This window comes from Pannonibacter sp. XCT-53 (assembly GCF_009915765.1).
GTDB classification, from domain to species: domain Bacteria; phylum Pseudomonadota; class Alphaproteobacteria; order Rhizobiales; family Stappiaceae; genus Pannonibacter; species Pannonibacter tanglangensis.
On record NZ_JAABLQ010000001.1, the window covers coordinates 2,091,435 to 2,105,190 of the forward strand.

17 protein-coding genes are annotated in these 13,756 nt (G+C 70.7%); 1 reads left to right on the forward strand and 16 read right to left on the reverse strand.

Annotated elements, in window-relative coordinates; genetic code table 11:
* Positions 1-126: 126 nt before the first annotated feature.
* From GWI72_RS09225 to GWI72_RS09280, 12 genes are all read right to left on the reverse strand, one after another.
* Positions 127-1,551, reverse strand: a complete 1,425-nt coding sequence (locus tag GWI72_RS09225) for an ATP-binding protein (RefSeq protein ID WP_348272657.1) — start codon at positions 1,549-1,551, stop codon at positions 127-129.
* Complete coding sequence (locus tag GWI72_RS09230) at positions 1,548-2,210, reverse strand: response regulator transcription factor (RefSeq protein ID WP_179956050.1); 663 nt, start codon at positions 2,208-2,210, stop codon at positions 1,548-1,550. The genes GWI72_RS09225 and GWI72_RS09230 overlap by 4 nt, the downstream gene beginning before the upstream one ends.
* 59 nt (positions 2,211-2,269) lie before the next feature.
* Entirely contained in the window at positions 2,270-2,536 is a 267-nt protein-coding gene (locus GWI72_RS09235; RefSeq protein WP_208995692.1) for a PepSY domain-containing protein, read from the reverse strand.
* An 83-nt stretch (positions 2,537-2,619) separates the two neighbouring features.
* Positions 2,620-3,321, reverse strand: a complete 702-nt coding sequence (locus tag GWI72_RS09240) for a helix-turn-helix transcriptional regulator (RefSeq protein WP_161674201.1) — start codon at positions 3,319-3,321, stop codon at positions 2,620-2,622.
* Positions 3,322-3,327: 6 nt separating this feature from the next.
* Positions 3,328-3,726, reverse strand: a complete 399-nt coding sequence (locus tag GWI72_RS09245) for a VOC family protein (protein WP_161708453.1) — start codon at positions 3,724-3,726, stop codon at positions 3,328-3,330.
* Positions 3,727-3,820: 94 nt separating this feature from the next.
* Positions 3,821-4,042 carry a hypothetical protein gene (locus tag GWI72_RS09250; RefSeq protein WP_161708454.1) on the reverse strand — a complete coding sequence of 74 codons (222 nt, stop codon included), beginning with the start codon at positions 4,040-4,042 and terminating at the stop codon, positions 3,821-3,823.
* Positions 4,039-4,953 (reverse strand): glycoside hydrolase family protein, encoded by a 915-nt coding sequence (locus GWI72_RS09255; RefSeq protein ID WP_161708455.1) that lies wholly within the window; start codon positions 4,951-4,953, stop codon positions 4,039-4,041. The genes GWI72_RS09250 and GWI72_RS09255 overlap by 4 nt, the downstream gene beginning before the upstream one ends.
* 31 nt (positions 4,954-4,984) lie before the next feature.
* Positions 4,985-5,710, reverse strand: coding sequence for a DUF2793 domain-containing protein (locus GWI72_RS09260; protein WP_161708456.1), 726 nt, complete (start codon positions 5,708-5,710; stop codon positions 4,985-4,987).
* On the reverse strand, positions 5,703-9,554 hold the full coding sequence (locus tag GWI72_RS09265; RefSeq protein WP_161708457.1) for a baseplate multidomain protein megatron: 3,852 nt from the start codon (positions 9,552-9,554) through the stop codon (positions 5,703-5,705). Before GWI72_RS09265 ends, GWI72_RS09260 begins: the two co-directional genes overlap by 8 nt.
* On the reverse strand, positions 9,542-10,018 hold the full coding sequence (locus GWI72_RS09270) for an NlpC/P60 family protein (protein ID WP_161708458.1): 477 nt from the start codon (positions 10,016-10,018) through the stop codon (positions 9,542-9,544). Before GWI72_RS09270 ends, GWI72_RS09265 begins: the two co-directional genes overlap by 13 nt.
* Positions 9,996-10,907, reverse strand: a complete 912-nt coding sequence (locus GWI72_RS09275) for a DUF2163 domain-containing protein (protein WP_161708459.1) — start codon at positions 10,905-10,907, stop codon at positions 9,996-9,998. Before GWI72_RS09275 ends, GWI72_RS09270 begins: the two co-directional genes overlap by 23 nt.
* Before the next feature lie 157 nt (positions 10,908-11,064).
* Positions 11,065-11,703 (reverse strand): DUF2460 domain-containing protein, encoded by a 639-nt coding sequence (locus tag GWI72_RS09280; RefSeq protein WP_161708460.1) that lies wholly within the window; start codon positions 11,701-11,703, stop codon positions 11,065-11,067.
* A 96-nt stretch (positions 11,704-11,799) separates the two neighbouring features.
* Between GWI72_RS09280 and GWI72_RS09285 the strand changes: the two genes are divergently transcribed.
* Complete coding sequence (locus tag GWI72_RS09285; protein ID WP_161674218.1) at positions 11,800-12,054, forward strand: YdcH family protein; 255 nt, start codon at positions 11,800-11,802, stop codon at positions 12,052-12,054.
* Between the two features lie 22 nt (positions 12,055-12,076).
* On the opposite strand, the gene GWI72_RS09290 is transcribed toward GWI72_RS09285, so the two are convergent.
* The 4 genes from GWI72_RS09290 to GWI72_RS09305 are packed head-to-tail and all read right to left on the reverse strand — an operon-like array spanning position 12,077 to position 13,630.
* The gene (locus tag GWI72_RS09290; protein ID WP_161708461.1) at positions 12,077-12,646 is read right to left on the reverse strand and encodes a phage tail tape measure protein; all 570 of its coding nucleotides are present in this window, start codon (positions 12,644-12,646) and stop codon (positions 12,077-12,079) included.
* Positions 12,646-12,861, reverse strand: a complete 216-nt coding sequence (locus tag GWI72_RS09295) for a phage tail assembly chaperone (protein ID WP_244314223.1) — start codon at positions 12,859-12,861, stop codon at positions 12,646-12,648. The genes GWI72_RS09290 and GWI72_RS09295 overlap by 1 nt, the downstream gene beginning before the upstream one ends.
* On the reverse strand, positions 12,858-13,202 hold the full coding sequence (locus GWI72_RS09300) for a gene transfer agent family protein (RefSeq protein WP_161674222.1): 345 nt from the start codon (positions 13,200-13,202) through the stop codon (positions 12,858-12,860). Before GWI72_RS09300 ends, GWI72_RS09295 begins: the two co-directional genes overlap by 4 nt.
* A 14-nt stretch (positions 13,203-13,216) precedes the next feature.
* Entirely contained in the window at positions 13,217-13,630 is a 414-nt protein-coding gene (locus GWI72_RS09305) for a phage major tail protein, TP901-1 family (protein ID WP_161674224.1), read from the reverse strand.
* Positions 13,631-13,756 lie beyond the last annotated feature (126 nt).

The window sequence follows — 13,756 nt, forward strand, 5'->3', positions numbered from 1 at the left end:
TTTCCCGGGCTGAGCTCGGGCATCATCGCGCCCCTTGGCGCATGCTGCAATGCCGCATCAGATAACACATGGTGACAATGACGCAATGCGGCGCGAGCCGGCGTGATGCGGATCACAGTCCGTCGCTCAGCCGCCGGCCGGCGTCGCGGGCAGCACCAGTCGCGCCTTCAGGCCCCCGATCTCGGCCTCGCCCAGCTCGAAGGAGCCGCCATAGAGCGCGACGAGGTCGGCGACGATCGACAGGCCAAGGCCGGTGCCCGGCACGCTTTCGTCGAGCCGCCGGCCACGTTTGACCGCCTCGCGGCGCTCCGCTTCCGTCAGGCCCGGGCCATCATCCTCGACGATGATCTCGAACAGGGTCCGCTCCGGCGTTGCGCCGGGCAGCAGCCGGGCCGTCACCTCCACCCGCATGTCGGCCCACTTGCAGGCGTTGTCGATCAGGTTCCCGGCCAGGTCTTCCAGATCCTGCTGCTCGCCGCGGAAGCGGATCCCGGGCTCGAGCTGGCTGTCGAAGGCAAGGCCCCTGGCGTCGTGGATGCGGGTCATCGCCCGCAAGAGCCTTGCCAGCACCGGTTCGACGGGCGTCGCCACCCCGATGACCCGCCGCTGCGCCGCCTGCCGGGCGCGCTCCAGGTGGTGGTCGACCTGTGTGCGCATCAGGCCGGCCTGCTCGCTGACCTTGCGGGCAAAGGCGTCATCCGAGAGCGCGGCCTCGTTGGACAGCACGCTCAAGGGGGTCTTCAGCGCATGGGCAAGGTTGCCGACATGGGTGCGGGCCCGGTCCACGACCTCCGCATTGGAGCGGATCAGGGCATTCAGCTCGACGGCCAGCGGGGCAAGTTCCCGCGGCAGGTCCTCGTCGATGCGCTCGGCCTCGCCGTTGCGGACGGCAGCCAGCGACTGCTGCATGCGGCGGATGGGCAACAGCCCGAAGCGCACCTGCAGCAGCACGGCCGCGACCAGGCCAAGACCGAAGACCGCCAGTGTCAGCGCCACCTGTCCGGTGAAGGCAGCGAGATCCTTGCGCAGGCCCTCCGTCTTGCCCCCCACCGCGATCAGGTAGGTCTTGCCGTCGAAACTGATGATCCGCTGCGACACGCGCAGCTCCTCGCCGCCCGGCCCCGTCGCGAACCCGCCGCCGGTGCGCTGGCCATAGGCGAGCGGCGGCACCAGCAGCATGTCCCCGACAAGACTGCCCGAGGCGTGGACGATGCGCCAGTTCGGCCAGTCGGCAATGGTCCAGTACCAGCCGGACAGGGGCAGGTTGAAGCGCGGCTCGCCGAGGTTTTCCGGGCGGTTGATGGTCGAGCCATCAGTGGGGGCCATCGCGCCGATGATGGCTTTCTGATAGACCTCGAGCTGGCTGTCGAAGGCCCGCTCGACGGTGTCGCGGTAGAGCTCGACCAGGATGAACCCGGCCAGCGCCAGGGCAGCAACCGACCACAGGGCGGCCACAGCCACGAGCCGCGCCGCCAGCGACTTGCGCCGCCGGGGGCGGGCGGCGGCAGCGGCCTCCGGTCCGTGACCGGCCTCGCTTGCGCTGGCGGTCACGCCACCGCTCCGATCCGGTAGCCCAGACCCCGCACGGTCTCGATGTAGTCGCCGCCGAGCTTCTTGCGCAGGCGACCGACGAACACTTCCACGGTGTTCGAATCGCGGTCGAAGTCCTGGTCGTAGAGATGCTCGACCAGTTCCGTGCGCGAGATCACCTTGCCCCGGTGATGCATCAGATAGGCCAGCAGGCGGTACTCGTGCGATGTCAGCTTGACCTGCAGCCCTGCAACGGTGACCCGGCCTGACCGGAGGTCGAGACGCAGGTCGCCGCATTCGATCTCGTTGGAGGCATGGCCGGCGGCGCGACGGACCAGCGCCCGCACGCGCGCCAGCACCTCCTCCATGTGAAACGGCTTTGCCACGTAATCGTCGGCACCGGCGTCGATACCGGCCACCTTGTCGGACCAGCGATCGCGGGCCGTCAGGATCAGCACCGGCATCGCCCGCCCATCGCGTCGCCAGCGTTCCAGCACCGAGAGGCCGTCCAGCTTTGGCAGGCCCAGATCGAGCACCACCGCGTCATAGGGCTCGGTGTCGCCGAGAAAATGCCCCTCCTCGCCGTCAAAGGCGCGGTCGACCACATAGCCGGCCTGGCTCAGGGCGTCGTTCAGCTGGCGGTTCAGGTCCTTGTCATCTTCGACGATCAGCAGGCGCATGGGTCTTCCGGTCCGGTGCAGGTGGCGGACAACTGTCTGGCCTGCGATCATGGCAAAATTCAGCGGCTGGCGTCGACCACGATGGTCGTGACCTGGCCGTTTTCCAGCACCGACAAACGATAGACATAGCGCCCGCCCTCCTCGCAGAGCTGCGCACGGACGATTTCGCCCTGCAGGCCGGCGGCAACACTGCCGAGCGACAGGGCCTGTCCACTGGCGACGGCCTGCTGCGCCTGCGGCTGCGACAGGCAGGCGGCGAGCGCCCCGGCCGGCAGGCTCGGGAGCAACAGGGGCAGGAAGGCGGCGGCAAGGGCGAACTGGCGCATCTGGATCACGTCCCGGATGGATGGAACATCAGCTTGCCCCCAGATCTAGCGACTGGCGCCTGAATGGTACATGAACAGGATCTTCAGCCGGGAAGACGGCAAGCCTCCTCGCGCTCGATGGTCCGGTAAAAGTCCGCAAGGGTGCGCCCGCGCTCCATCCGGAACGTCTCGCCCGGGATGTCGAGGGCCTGGATCCGATCCAGACGGAACATGCGGAAGTCCTGGCGCAGGTCGCACCAGGCGACCAGCGTCCACACCTGCCCCCAGAACCAGAGACCAAGCGGCCGCAGCGTTCTGCGGCTGACCGTGCCCTGGGCGTCGGTGTAGTCGATGACGATCAGCTGGCGCCGGTCCACCGCGGTCTCGATCCGGTCCAGCCGGGCGCGCAGCTCCTCCGTCATCTCGGTGGCGACCGCGTGGATCTCGATGCCGCCCGTGCGCGCGGCGGCGCGCTCGGGCAGAACGGCCTCGATCTTCACCAGCGCCTCGGTGGCGGCGCGCGCCATCGCCGCCCCGCCCCAGGCGCTGACCAGCCTTGCGCCGGCCACCAGCGCCACGATCTCGTCGCGGGTGAACATCAGCGGCGGCAGGTCGAAGCCGGACCGCATGACATAGCCGACGCCGGCCGCCCCCTCCACGGGGACGCCCGACGCCTGCAGGTCCGCGATGTCGCGGTAGATGGTCCGCTCCGAAACCTCCAGCCACTCCGCCAGCTCGGCGGCGCGGACGAGCCGTCCGCCCCGCAGGTGCTGCACGATCTGGAACAGACGGTCCGCGCGGCGCATCAATGGTCACTCCTGGCCGGTCTCGACATAGAGCCCGATGCTATTGCCGAACGGGTCCTGACAATAGGTGAAACGTCCGAAGGGAATGGCGATCGGGTCGGACAGGACCTTGCCGCCGGCCCGGGCCAGCCGCTCCATGCCGTCCTCGAGGCGGCCGGGGCATGCCAGATGGGTCACGCTCCCCTGCCCGGCCGGCGCGGGTGTGCCGATGAACAGATGACCGGAGGGGGTGTCCTTCCCGTCGAGAACGGGGAACTTGGCGGTGCGCATGCCGTCCATGTCTTCACGGATCAGCTCGACCTGCAGCACCTCGTTGTAGAAGGCGACGCCCCGGTCGAGGTCAGGCACCGGCAGCTCGAACCAGACGATGCTGTTGCGGGGCGTGGATGCGGTGGACTTGCTCATGTGGATCTCCATCGGGAGGGGGTGGAACGGGCTCACCCTATCCTCCCCCTCCTGACAGCCTTCTGTCAGGAGCCTTTCGCTCCCGCGCCGGACCTCACGAGGCGGGGTCGGCCGCCGGCCGCCGCCAGCCGGCCGGGCCCGTGGTCACATGCCGCAGGGCCACATTGGCGACCCCCACGGCAAACAGGACCACCGGCACCCAGTCCGGCGGCAGCACCGCCGTCCAGTCGATGACCGACATCTGGTCCAGCACCTGGCCGATCAGGGCCGCGAGCCCCAGTCCGCCGTTGAACAGCAAGGTTCTCCATCCGCTCATGTGCGTTGCTCCTGTTGCGTTCCCGAAAGTCCCTGCCGCCAGAAGACCAGCTCCTGACGGATGCGGCCGCGATACTGCCAGGCGAGGAACAGGAGCCCGGCCACGGCGATGACACCGCCGGCGATCAGCAGGCAGTCCCAGACCGGCACACCTTGCGCTGCGGCGGTGCCCGAGGCCGCCGCGCCGCAGCCGCCGCTGCCCGCAAGGCCGGCGCGGGCCGCCATCGCCCGGCCGAGTGCCGCGCGGGTGGCCGGTCCCGCCGTGCCGTCGACGGCCAGCGGCGGGTGATCAGCCTGAAAGCGCGCCACGGCCCGCCGCGTCAGCGGTCCGGCCCGGCCGTCGACCGGGCCCGGGCGATAGCCCATCAGGGTCAGATGGCGCTGGACGCGACGGATGTCGGGATCGGGTGCGGAGCCGTGCGGCAGGTCGAGCCCGTAGCCCTGCCCGGCCATGAGGGCCGCCTCGTCGGCCCGGCGGCGCACGAGCCCGGGCAGGACCCGTCCCCCTGCCGTGGTCCCGGTGCGGGCAAGGCAGGCAGCCGCCGTGGCCAGGTCGCCGGCTTTCAGCGCCTTCGCCCAGCGCCAGCCCAGCGCCCGCGGGCCGAGATTGTAGACAGCCGACACCGCCGCATCGAAGGCGGTCTGCGGCAAGGGGCCGAGTGCCCGCGTGACCATCGGCCCGTACTCGCGGTCCACCAGCTCGCGCAGCAGGCTGAGCGCGGCGGCCGGCGCGATGGTCTGGCCCGGCACCAGGCCGGCATGGCCTTGCGCCTGCCACCAGCTGCGGAACAGGCGCGAGCCTTCGGTGAAGCCATAGCCGATGGTCGGCACCCCGCCCGGATCCAGATAGGCCCGGCCGACAAAACCCTCGTGCCGGGCAATGAAGGCAAGCCCCTGCGGACTGACTTGCATGCCGCTGCTCCCTCTCTGCAGTGTGGACACATCAGGCATCCGGCACGCTCGCCAGCAGGCAATGCACCGCAATGCGCACGCTGCCGCCGGTGAAACTGCCGCCATTGGCGCTGAGCCGGACGGCGGTTGCCGCATAGACGGCCGTCGGTCCGATGACGCCCGCATTGCTGGACCCGGCCGCTACCCCGAGCCCACCGCCGAACTTGCTGCGCTCGGCGGCAAGCCCGCAGTCGTAGGACGCAGCACCGGTGATGCTTGTGAGCGTGCGCGTCGACACGCCGAAGACGACGGCCCGGTTGGGAATGAGCCCCGCCGCCTCGACGAAGGCTCCGCTCAGGCCCGACAGGGTCGTCTCCAGCGTCGCCAGCCCCGTGGTCGCCCCGCCGGCCGAACGCGACAGGACAGCCGACGGCGACAGCAGCCCGCCATAGTCGCGCCAGCCGGCCGCGGTCCGCACCACCAGCGTTCCCGCGCTGGCCAGATAGGCCACCAGTCCGGTCACCGGCGGATGGAAGACCCAGTCCGCGCCGGTCCATTCGGCAACATGGTCCGCCTTGCCCGAAAAGGCCCCGCTTGCCGGCGTCGTCACCAGATGGCAATCGCCGATCAGCGGCGCGCCCGGCGGCGTGCCGGTTCGGGTGAGGAGATGCAGATGCGCCAGCGTGTCCAGCCGGGCCAGCGCCTCGTTGTGGGTGACATGCTTCTGCGCCTGCGCGGCCGCGATCAGCGGCAGGCGCAACCGGACGGTTTCAGACATGGAGGATCTCCTTCAGGGGAAGGCCGGGACCGGCCAGATCGGACAGTTGCGCCACCTCGGTCGTGAACACCGTCTGCAGCGCGCCGAAGTCGGCCAGCTCCTGCGCCGCCGGATAGAGGTAACCGGGGGCCTCGACGGTCACATCGTGCCGGACAGCCGCGCCGGAGAAGAGCTGCAGCCGGTAGGCTTCCCGCGTCTCGCCGACGGGCACCTCCGCCGCCTCCCAGCCGTCGCCGCCGATGCGGCTGCGCCGGATCCAGCCAAACCGCACCCCGCCCGCCTCGCGCCGGGCCGTCAGATGGACCGGGGCGAAGGGCAGCGCCGCGCGCCCCAGGCCGGTCGCGGTGAAGTCGGTGCGCGCGGCCGAATCGAGCGCCACGCCGGGTGGCAGCAGCCGGTAGGACAGCGCCTGCCCGCGCTGGTCTGCCTCCAGCGGCAGCGCCACCAGGCTCGCCTCCATCAGCACCACGTCGGCTCCGGCATCGGCGCCTGCCAGCGCCTCGGCTTCCGTGCCCTTCTGTCCGCGCAACAGGCCCGTCAACCGGTAGCGCCGCTCGCCCACCAGATCCGCCTGCCGGAACTGCAACAGCTCGAAACCGCCCGTCCGGCTGCGCAGGGCCAGCGCATTGTCCCCGGCCAGCACAGCCGTTTCCGACAGGCTCTGCAGGTGACCGGAGAACAGCTCCAGCTCCGGCCGGTTCTGCCGGTCCCAGCGCCACAGCGGCCCGGCCTCCAGCGGTGTCACCAGCCGTCCGATGGTGGCCGGCCGCTCGATGCGGGCGATCTCGGCAAAGCCCGCCCCGCCCGGCCGCTGGCGCAGGACAGCCAGACTGCCCGGCCAGGGCCGCGCCTGCGCGGCCAGATGCGGCGCAAAGGCCGCGCCCCGCTCCTCCAGCAGCGGCAGGTCAAGGAACACGGCCTGCGCCGGTCCCGGATCGGTGCTGCGCCAGGGGTCCGCGCGCGGCGTGGGCGCCCTTGCAAGGGCTGCCGCCGGTTCGCTGCGCACCGCCTCGATCCGGCGAACAAGACTGTCCTCGATCGCGGCGATGGTCATCTTCAGCGGCGGTGAGAAGCTCTGGTCGGGCGTTGCCGCCAGCTCCACCACATCGCCAACCTCCAGCGCCACGTGGCTCATCGGCAACAGGAATTCCACCCGCTCCCGCTCCGCCCAGCTGCGGTGCAACCGCGCTTCCGCCGCCCGTTCCAGCAGCGCCACCGGCGCCGCCACCCCAGGGTCCAGCGTCAGCACGTGCCGGCTGCCGCCTTCCAGACGCCGGCTCGCGACGATCTGCCGGCGATGGTCGCGCTGGATGTCCTCGCCCGCGATGCGCACCTCCGCCGGCAATTCCCCCGCCTGCCCGCGCACGCGGGTCAGCAATGCCGCCTCCGGCTCGCTCTCCACCAGATCCTCGCCGGAAAGGGCAAAGGCCGCTCCCGTCTGCGCCCCGGTCAGAACCAGTTCGCTGCCCCGGTCCAGCGCCCGCCCGCCGAAAGCTTCCAGCAGCGGCTCGATGGCCTCGCGCGCCGTCAGCGGCCCGGCCAGCGTCAGCCCGTCGATGACCTCGGCCAGCCCTTCAACCCGCACCCGCCCGGCCGGCACACCGAAGTCGGCCAGGATCGCGCGGATCACCGCGTTGAGGCTCGCCCCGCCGAGGCGTCCGTTCAGCCAGTGGCCAACCTCCCAGTTGCCCCCGTCCGACCAGACCTCGCCATAGAGCGGAAAGGCGGGAAACGGCCGCGCATCCCAGGTCCAGACATGCAGGTTGGCACCGTCCACCATGCGCCCGCCATAGAGCGGCGACAGCGGATTGTCGCCCATCGGCCAGTCCGGATGCCGGTCGTCCCAGAAGCTCAGCGAGGCTTCCAGCGCCCGCCGCTGCACGGCATCGTCCCGCCCGCCGCCGGAGAAGTAGGGCGGCGCGGATTCCGAGGACTTCGGATCGACGAAGACATTCGGCTGGTTCGCCCCCTTGTCGATGGCCGGCACGCCCAGTTCCGTGAACCAGATTGGCTTGGACCGAGGCACCCAGGCCGTCGCCGGCCCGGTCTCCACCCCGCCGATCCGCTCCACATGCGGGGTCTCCCACCAGCCCTTCAGGTCCTTGGCGCGGAAGACGAACGGCTTGCCATAGGCCCCGTCGGTGATCGGCGACCGCACCCCCGCCGCCCGGTCCGCATCGCTGGCGTAGTACCAGTCGAAATACTCCCCGCCCCGGATCGCCCCGCGCAGGGCCGCCACATCCAGAGGGTCGCCCGTCTCCCGCCCGCGCGCATCGCTCAGCGGCATGTAATTGTCGATGGCGACCATGCTGATCGCCGGATCGGCCCAGAGCGGATCGAGCGGAAAGCGCAGCTCGCCAGCTGCCGGCTGATGCGCGCCATATTCCGACCAGTCCGCCGCATAGGACACCCGCGTCTGCGGTCGCAGCACGGTCCGCACGGCCGTCGCGATGTTTTTCAGCGCCGTAACAAAGGGATAGCTGCCGCCGCCCGCATGGGCGAGCGTCAACCCGCGCATCTCGGAGCCGATCAGGAAGGCATCCACGCCGCCGGCCGCTTCCGCCAGATGCGCGTGATGCAGGACAAACCGCCGGTAGGACCACTCGTCCGGGCCGGCATAGCCGATCACGTCACCCGCCCGCGAGAAATCCGCAGGCGCGGCCGTGCCGTTGAAGGTGGCCACATCGGTCGCAAGCGCCGCCCCCGGACGGATGCGCCCGCGCCAGGGAAAGGCCGCCTGCCGCGCCCCGCCATAGGGATCGGGCAGGCTGTTGTCCGGCGGAATGTCCATCAGGATGAAGGGATAGAGCACCACCCGCAGCCCGCGCGCCTTCAGGTCACGGATCGCGGCCAGCACCGAGGCATCGCAGGGCGTGCCGCCATAGGCCGGGCGGCCCTCCAGCTGCGACACGACTTCCGCGTCCTCGCGCGTCACCGGCCCCACGGTCCAGGTCATGCCGCTGGTCTGCCGGCCTGCCCCCTCCACCTTGGGCCGGATCTGGCACTGGCCGGCCCGAAGGTCAGAGCCGAACCAGGCCACCACCAGCGCCACGCTTTCCAGCGCCGGGCACAGGTCCTGCAATTCGTCCAGCGCCGCCGTCCAGTCGGTTGCGGCCAGTTTGGTGTGGCGGTTGACGCTGCGCGTCTCGCCCGGGCGCGGGGTGTCTGTCACCGGAACCGGCGCATAGACGAACTCGCCCGCTCCGGGGATCAGGGTCACGGCGCGGATCTGCCGTTCCAGCCAGTCCACCACCCGCACCACCTCGAAGGTCAGCTGCGGCAGACGGTTTCCAAAAGGCTCCAGCGGCAGCCGCTCGAACACCACATGCGCCGTGTCGCGGTAGGCGGGGGCTGCCCCCTGCACCGCCGCGATGAGGGGATCGACGCCCTGGTCCGGGCTCCCCGGATAGACCCGGTGCGTGATCGCGCTGCGGTCGATCAGCTTGCCATCGGCCCAGATCCGGCCAACCCGGGCAATCGGGCCCTCGCACAGGGCAACAGCAAAACTGGCGAAATAGCTGTAATTGCGGAGCTTCGGCCCGCCGCCCTTGCCGCCGGCGCTTTCCTCGCTCACCACTTCCTCGAAGCGCGTCGCCCAGATCACCTGCCCCGCCAGCCGCGCCCGGCCATAGACGAAGGGGATCGGTGCGCCCTCGGTCGAGGCCTGCACCGACAGGTCGGCCAGCCGGCCCCGGTCGACCGTGCGCCCGCCGCCGAACAGCGACTGGTCGAGAAGATTTCCGGCCACCGCCCCGGCGGCCTTGCCGAGAATGCCGCCAAGCCCGGCCGCGCCGACAAGGCCGCCCAGCGCCTGACCGGCGGCCGCAAGGATCAAGGTTGCCATGGCAGGGCTCCGGGAAAGGAAAACACATGGGTGATGCGCCGCGCCCAGGCGGTGCCGAGCGGGCATTCGATGACGCCGACGCGCTCATAGGCGTGGATCAGCTGCGCGCCGGTCGACAGAATCCCGGCATGCTTGACCGGCGCCCCGTCGCGCCAGCGGAACAGGAGCACGTCGCCGGGCTGACGCTGGTCGAGCGACACCGGCACCAGCCAGCGCTCTGCCGCCGCCAGCAGCGTTTCGGCCTCCGGGCCGTCCGCCGCCTCGGCCCAGTCGGGCGCATAGGGCGGCAGCGGCTCGGGCTCGTCGCCGAGGTATTCCCGCCACAGCCCGCGTATGAGGCCGAGACAGTCGCACCCGGCGCCCTTCAGGCTCGCCTGATGCCGGTAGGGCGTGCCGATCCAGCGCCGCGCCGCCGCCAGCAGCACCCGCCGGTCGAGCGGTTCAGCCGACAAGTGCGCCTCCATCGTTCTCGCCGGTGTTGCGCCCCGGATAGGCCAGCACGAAGTCGGTCCCCGGCATGTGCGGGAAGCCACGGAAATTGACCGCATTGGCGAATTTCGCCCGGCAGGTGGCAAAGCGCTTGTCGCAGCCGGCTGTCACCTCGATCTGCGTGCCCGCCCCGATCGGCTGCGGCGCGGTCAGCCACAGCGACAGCGTCGCCGCCGCTCCGCTCCTCGCATGCCGGGCGACCTCGCCGGCAAAGCCGGTCAGCGGCCCGTTCAGAACGGCAAAGCGCCCGCCGTCGAACCATCCGGCGTCAAAGCCGGTGAGGCCCGTCACCGTCAGCTCGCGCGCATCCGCCGCCCCGCTCACCGTGGCCACTGCCCGGTAGCGCGGATCGGTCAGCGCGATGCCGCAGCGCGTGTCGCCCAGATCGGCATCGCAGCGGCTGGCGAACACCCGGCCGCGCCTGGCCTCCAGCAGGTGGCCGAGCCCGCGCAGCTCGGCGCGGAAACTGCGGCCGGCCCGCGTCACCTCGCCGATGACCGCCCGGCGCAGCAGCACCGCTTGGGCCGGTTGGGCCCAGTTGACGAGATGGACCGCCACCTCCGCCCCGTCCCAGCGCCCGGCCTCCAGGTCCGCCTCGGCAAAGCCGTCCAGCGGCACCGGCCCGTCCGCGTCAAGCGCGCCCGACACCTCGCCGCCGCCCGCCGCCAGTCCCGGCCCGCGCGTGTCGGCGCTTGCCTCCATGCCGCGCGCCGGATGGCAGACCACACCGTCCACCGTCAGGCTGCGGTCATGGTCGGTAAAACCCAGCCGCTGCCCGTCGCTGCGGGTCAGGATCCACACCGCGCAAAGGCTCGTCATCCGGCCCGCCAGATGGGCGGCCAGACCCGGATCAAGTGTCTTCATGAGTTTGTGTCCCGAGAGTTTGAGAGCCGGGTGCCGGCATCAGACACCGGCCTGCGTCATTCCAGACAAGGTGAGCGCATGCGAACCGCCGATCCGGAATCCAGTGAATCTGTGTGAGCGCCAGCGAGCCCGTCAGCCCTGGCAGCCCGTCCCGCGCTCAGCCGCCGAGGCGGATCTCCACCAGCGGGATATGCGGCGCCTCGCCGGCCTCGAAATGGGTCAGGCTCAGGTCCAGGCTGTCCGTGTCGAAGCGCACCGGCACGTCGAACAGGAACCCGGCCGTCACCACCGCCCCGTTGGCCGGCGGTGTCGCCAGCACCACCTCGCGCGTCGCCGCATCAAAGGAAAAGCCGCCCGGCGGCAGCTCCGTGCCATTCACCGCCAGCTTCAGGCTGCCCGCCACCGGCAGGTCGATCACCCGGGCATAGGCGGCAGGTCCGCTGCCATAGACCTTGACCAGGGGATAGCGCGTCCGGCTGCCCGTACCCGTGCCGAGCGCAACATTCAGCGCCCCCGGCGCGCCGCCGGTCAGGGCCGAACTGTGGTCGAAGGGATCGCGGAAGCGGAACCCGGACATCCGCCCCCGCGCGCGCTCGAACAGCGCGACGACGGCGCGCAGGTCGGCGAGCGAGCGGATGCCCGAGCCCGCATCATAGCGCCGGCGGCTGTCGGCCCAGCGGGCGTTGCGCGTCTCCCGGCCGCTGGCCAGCGTCACCACCTCGGTGCGCCGCTCCGGCCCGCCCCGCGACCCGAAGGCAATCGGCAAGGGAAAACTCTCATCCAGAAAGGCGATCATCGCTGCCTCTCCCCGAAGTTGTGATGGGTTTGATCTGTCTCAAGGACCGGCCGGGCTGCTGCCGCCATGGTCGGATCGGACAAGGAGTTGAGACCAATGAGTCACGTACCCCACGAACTGCATGAAGAATTTCCCGCCGCTGCCGGCGCTCTCCACGCGCTGAAGCTGTCGAATGCCCATTTCGTCAAGCTGTCGGACGAGTATCACGAGGTAAACCGCGAGATTCATCGCATCGAGACCGACATTGCGCCCGCCTCCGACGAGGCCCTCGAGACCCTCAAGAAGCAGCGCCTTCACCTGAAGGACCAGATCGCGGCCATGCTCGCCGCCGAGGAAAACACCGGCTCCTGAGCCCCTCCTCTTCAAGCCGGTGTTAGAGCCCGCGCCGTCCCCGTCCGACGGCGCGGGCCACCATCGCCGACACCTGGGCCTCCGACCTGCGGAAACTCTCCGCGTCCCGGGTCGTCACGTTCACCACCACCGGCCCTCCTGCACCGCCGGCACCGCTGCCTGACATGGCAACGCCCAGGCGCCCGTCGGCCCCGCGCGCCAGCGGCAGGATCGCCTCGGCCCCGGCCTCGCCCATGAGGCCCAGGCCGCCCGCATGTCCAAAGAAGGTCGGCTGAGCCACCACGCCTCCGTCGGCAAAGGCGGTCACGCCGCCACTGATCAGGCTCGAAAGCCCGTCTGTCCCGAACAGTCCCCCCGCCATAGACCCGACCAGCGTGTCGAGCGGCTTCAGCGCTTGTCCCAGCACGCGGGAGGACAGGCTCAGCACCATCTGCCTCATCACGCTGTCCAGCGCCTTGCCGTCGACAAGCGCCGCCTTCAGGCCCGTGCTCATCAGGCGCGAGAACTCGCCGGCCGAGCGGGTCATGTCCTGCATCTGCGCGCTCATCCGGCCCATGTCAGCGGTCAGACCGCGGTCGCTGTCATCCTCCATCACGGCGCTCCCTCATCCGGAAACTCGGTCATCAGCCGGGCCAGATCCCTGCGGCTCAGGGCCGCCGCCCGCCGGGTCAACCCCAGCGCCAGCGCCAGTTCGCGGGGCGTCGCGGCCCAGGTCGTGGCCGGGCTCCAGCCCAGCCGGTTCATCGCGAGAAAAAGGGCAAGGTCCCAGGGAAACGGCTCCGCCGATCCGGGCCTTGCCCTGCTCAAGGGCGCGCGCCAGCGTCCTCCTCGCCCGCCTCGCCGGTGCCGAACGTCACCCTCAGCAGGTCGGCGGCAATCGCGGCATAGCCCGGTGCGCCGCCCGGCGCCCGCATCGCGGCCACCTGGTCGTCGCTCACCACATGGCCGGCCCCGCGCAGGCCGGCGCCCAGCACCCTGACCAGATCGCGGGCCGACAGCCGGCCGGACCCGAACCGCTCGACGAGCCCGTTCAGATCCTCGACCGCAAAGGCCGCCTCCAGCTCGGCCAGCGCGCCCAGTGTCAGCACCAGTGTCCATTCCCGGCCATCCAGCATGGCCGAAATCTCTCCGCGCAGCCGGTTCACCATCGCCGTTTCCCCCCTCAGATCGCGGTAAAGGTCAGTTCGCCGGCCGATTCGAGCGCCATCTCGTAGGTCACCTCGCCGTCATGCTGGCCGGCATAGTCCAGCGCCGTGATCTGGAACGGGCCGTCGAGCGTCCCGAAGCTCGGCACCACCACCTGCCAGCGCCGGATCTCGCCGGAAAAGAACAGGCTGCGCGTCTGCACGTCGCTGGTCCCGTCCCGGAAGACGCCGGACCCGGAAATGCTGGCCGCGCGCGTGCCGGCCCCGTCCAGCAGTTCCCGCCAGCGCCCGGTGCTGTCGGCGCTGGTGATGTCGACCGCCGGGGCACTCAGCGCGATGCGCCGCGCCCGCAAGCCCGCAACGGTGATGAAGGAACCGCTCCCGGTCTGGTCCAGTTTCAAAAGCAGGTCACGTCCACGCTGCGCCGCCATGGCTTGTCTCCCGGTCAGGTGAATTGAAGAACGTTTGTCTGGCCTCTGCCCGCGATCACCGGACGCCGCCCTGCGGCCCGGCAGGGGCTCAGAGGACAGCACAGGGCAGGACAGGGCTGACGGCGC

Bases quoted from the DNA above. Each gene is read 5' to 3' on its own strand.
- GWI72_RS09300 (WP_161674222.1), bottom strand. From the start codon at position 13,202: ATGGTGAACCGGCTGCGCGGAGAGATTTCGGCCATGCTGGATGGCCGG.
- GWI72_RS09245 (WP_161708453.1), bottom strand. From the start codon at position 3,726: ATGAGCAAGTCCACCGCATCCACGCCCCGCAACAGCATCGTCTGGTTC.
- GWI72_RS09280 (WP_161708460.1), bottom strand. From the start codon at position 11,703: ATGATCGCCTTTCTGGATGAGAGTTTTCCCTTGCCGATTGCCTTCGGG.
- GWI72_RS09290 (WP_161708461.1), bottom strand. From the start codon at position 12,646: ATGGAGGATGACAGCGACCGCGGTCTGACCGCTGACATGGGCCGGATG.
- GWI72_RS09275 (WP_161708459.1), bottom strand. From the start codon at position 10,907: ATGAAGACACTTGATCCGGGTCTGGCCGCCCATCTGGCGGGCCGGATG.
- GWI72_RS09265 (WP_161708457.1), bottom strand. From the start codon at position 9,554: ATGGCAACCTTGATCCTTGCGGCCGCCGGTCAGGCGCTGGGCGGCCTT.
- GWI72_RS09235 (WP_208995692.1), bottom strand. From the start codon at position 2,536: ATGCGCCAGTTCGCCCTTGCCGCCGCCTTCCTGCCCCTGTTGCTCCCG.
- GWI72_RS09250 (WP_161708454.1), bottom strand. From the start codon at position 4,042: ATGAGCGGATGGAGAACCTTGCTGTTCAACGGCGGACTGGGGCTCGCG.
- GWI72_RS09285 (WP_161674218.1), top strand. From the start codon at position 11,800: ATGAGTCACGTACCCCACGAACTGCATGAAGAATTTCCCGCCGCTGCC.
- GWI72_RS09260 (WP_161708456.1), bottom strand. From the start codon at position 5,710: ATGTCTGAAACCGTCCGGTTGCGCCTGCCGCTGATCGCGGCCGCGCAG.
- GWI72_RS09240 (WP_161674201.1), bottom strand. From the start codon at position 3,321: ATGCGCCGCGCGGACCGTCTGTTCCAGATCGTGCAGCACCTGCGGGGC.
- GWI72_RS09230 (WP_179956050.1), bottom strand. From the start codon at position 2,210: ATGCGCCTGCTGATCGTCGAAGATGACAAGGACCTGAACCGCCAGCTG.
- GWI72_RS09270 (WP_161708458.1), bottom strand. From the start codon at position 10,018: ATGGAGGCGCACTTGTCGGCTGAACCGCTCGACCGGCGGGTGCTGCTG.
- GWI72_RS09305 (WP_161674224.1), bottom strand. From the start codon at position 13,630: ATGGCGGCGCAGCGTGGACGTGACCTGCTTTTGAAACTGGACCAGACC.
- GWI72_RS09255 (WP_161708455.1), bottom strand. From the start codon at position 4,953: ATGCAAGTCAGTCCGCAGGGGCTTGCCTTCATTGCCCGGCACGAGGGT.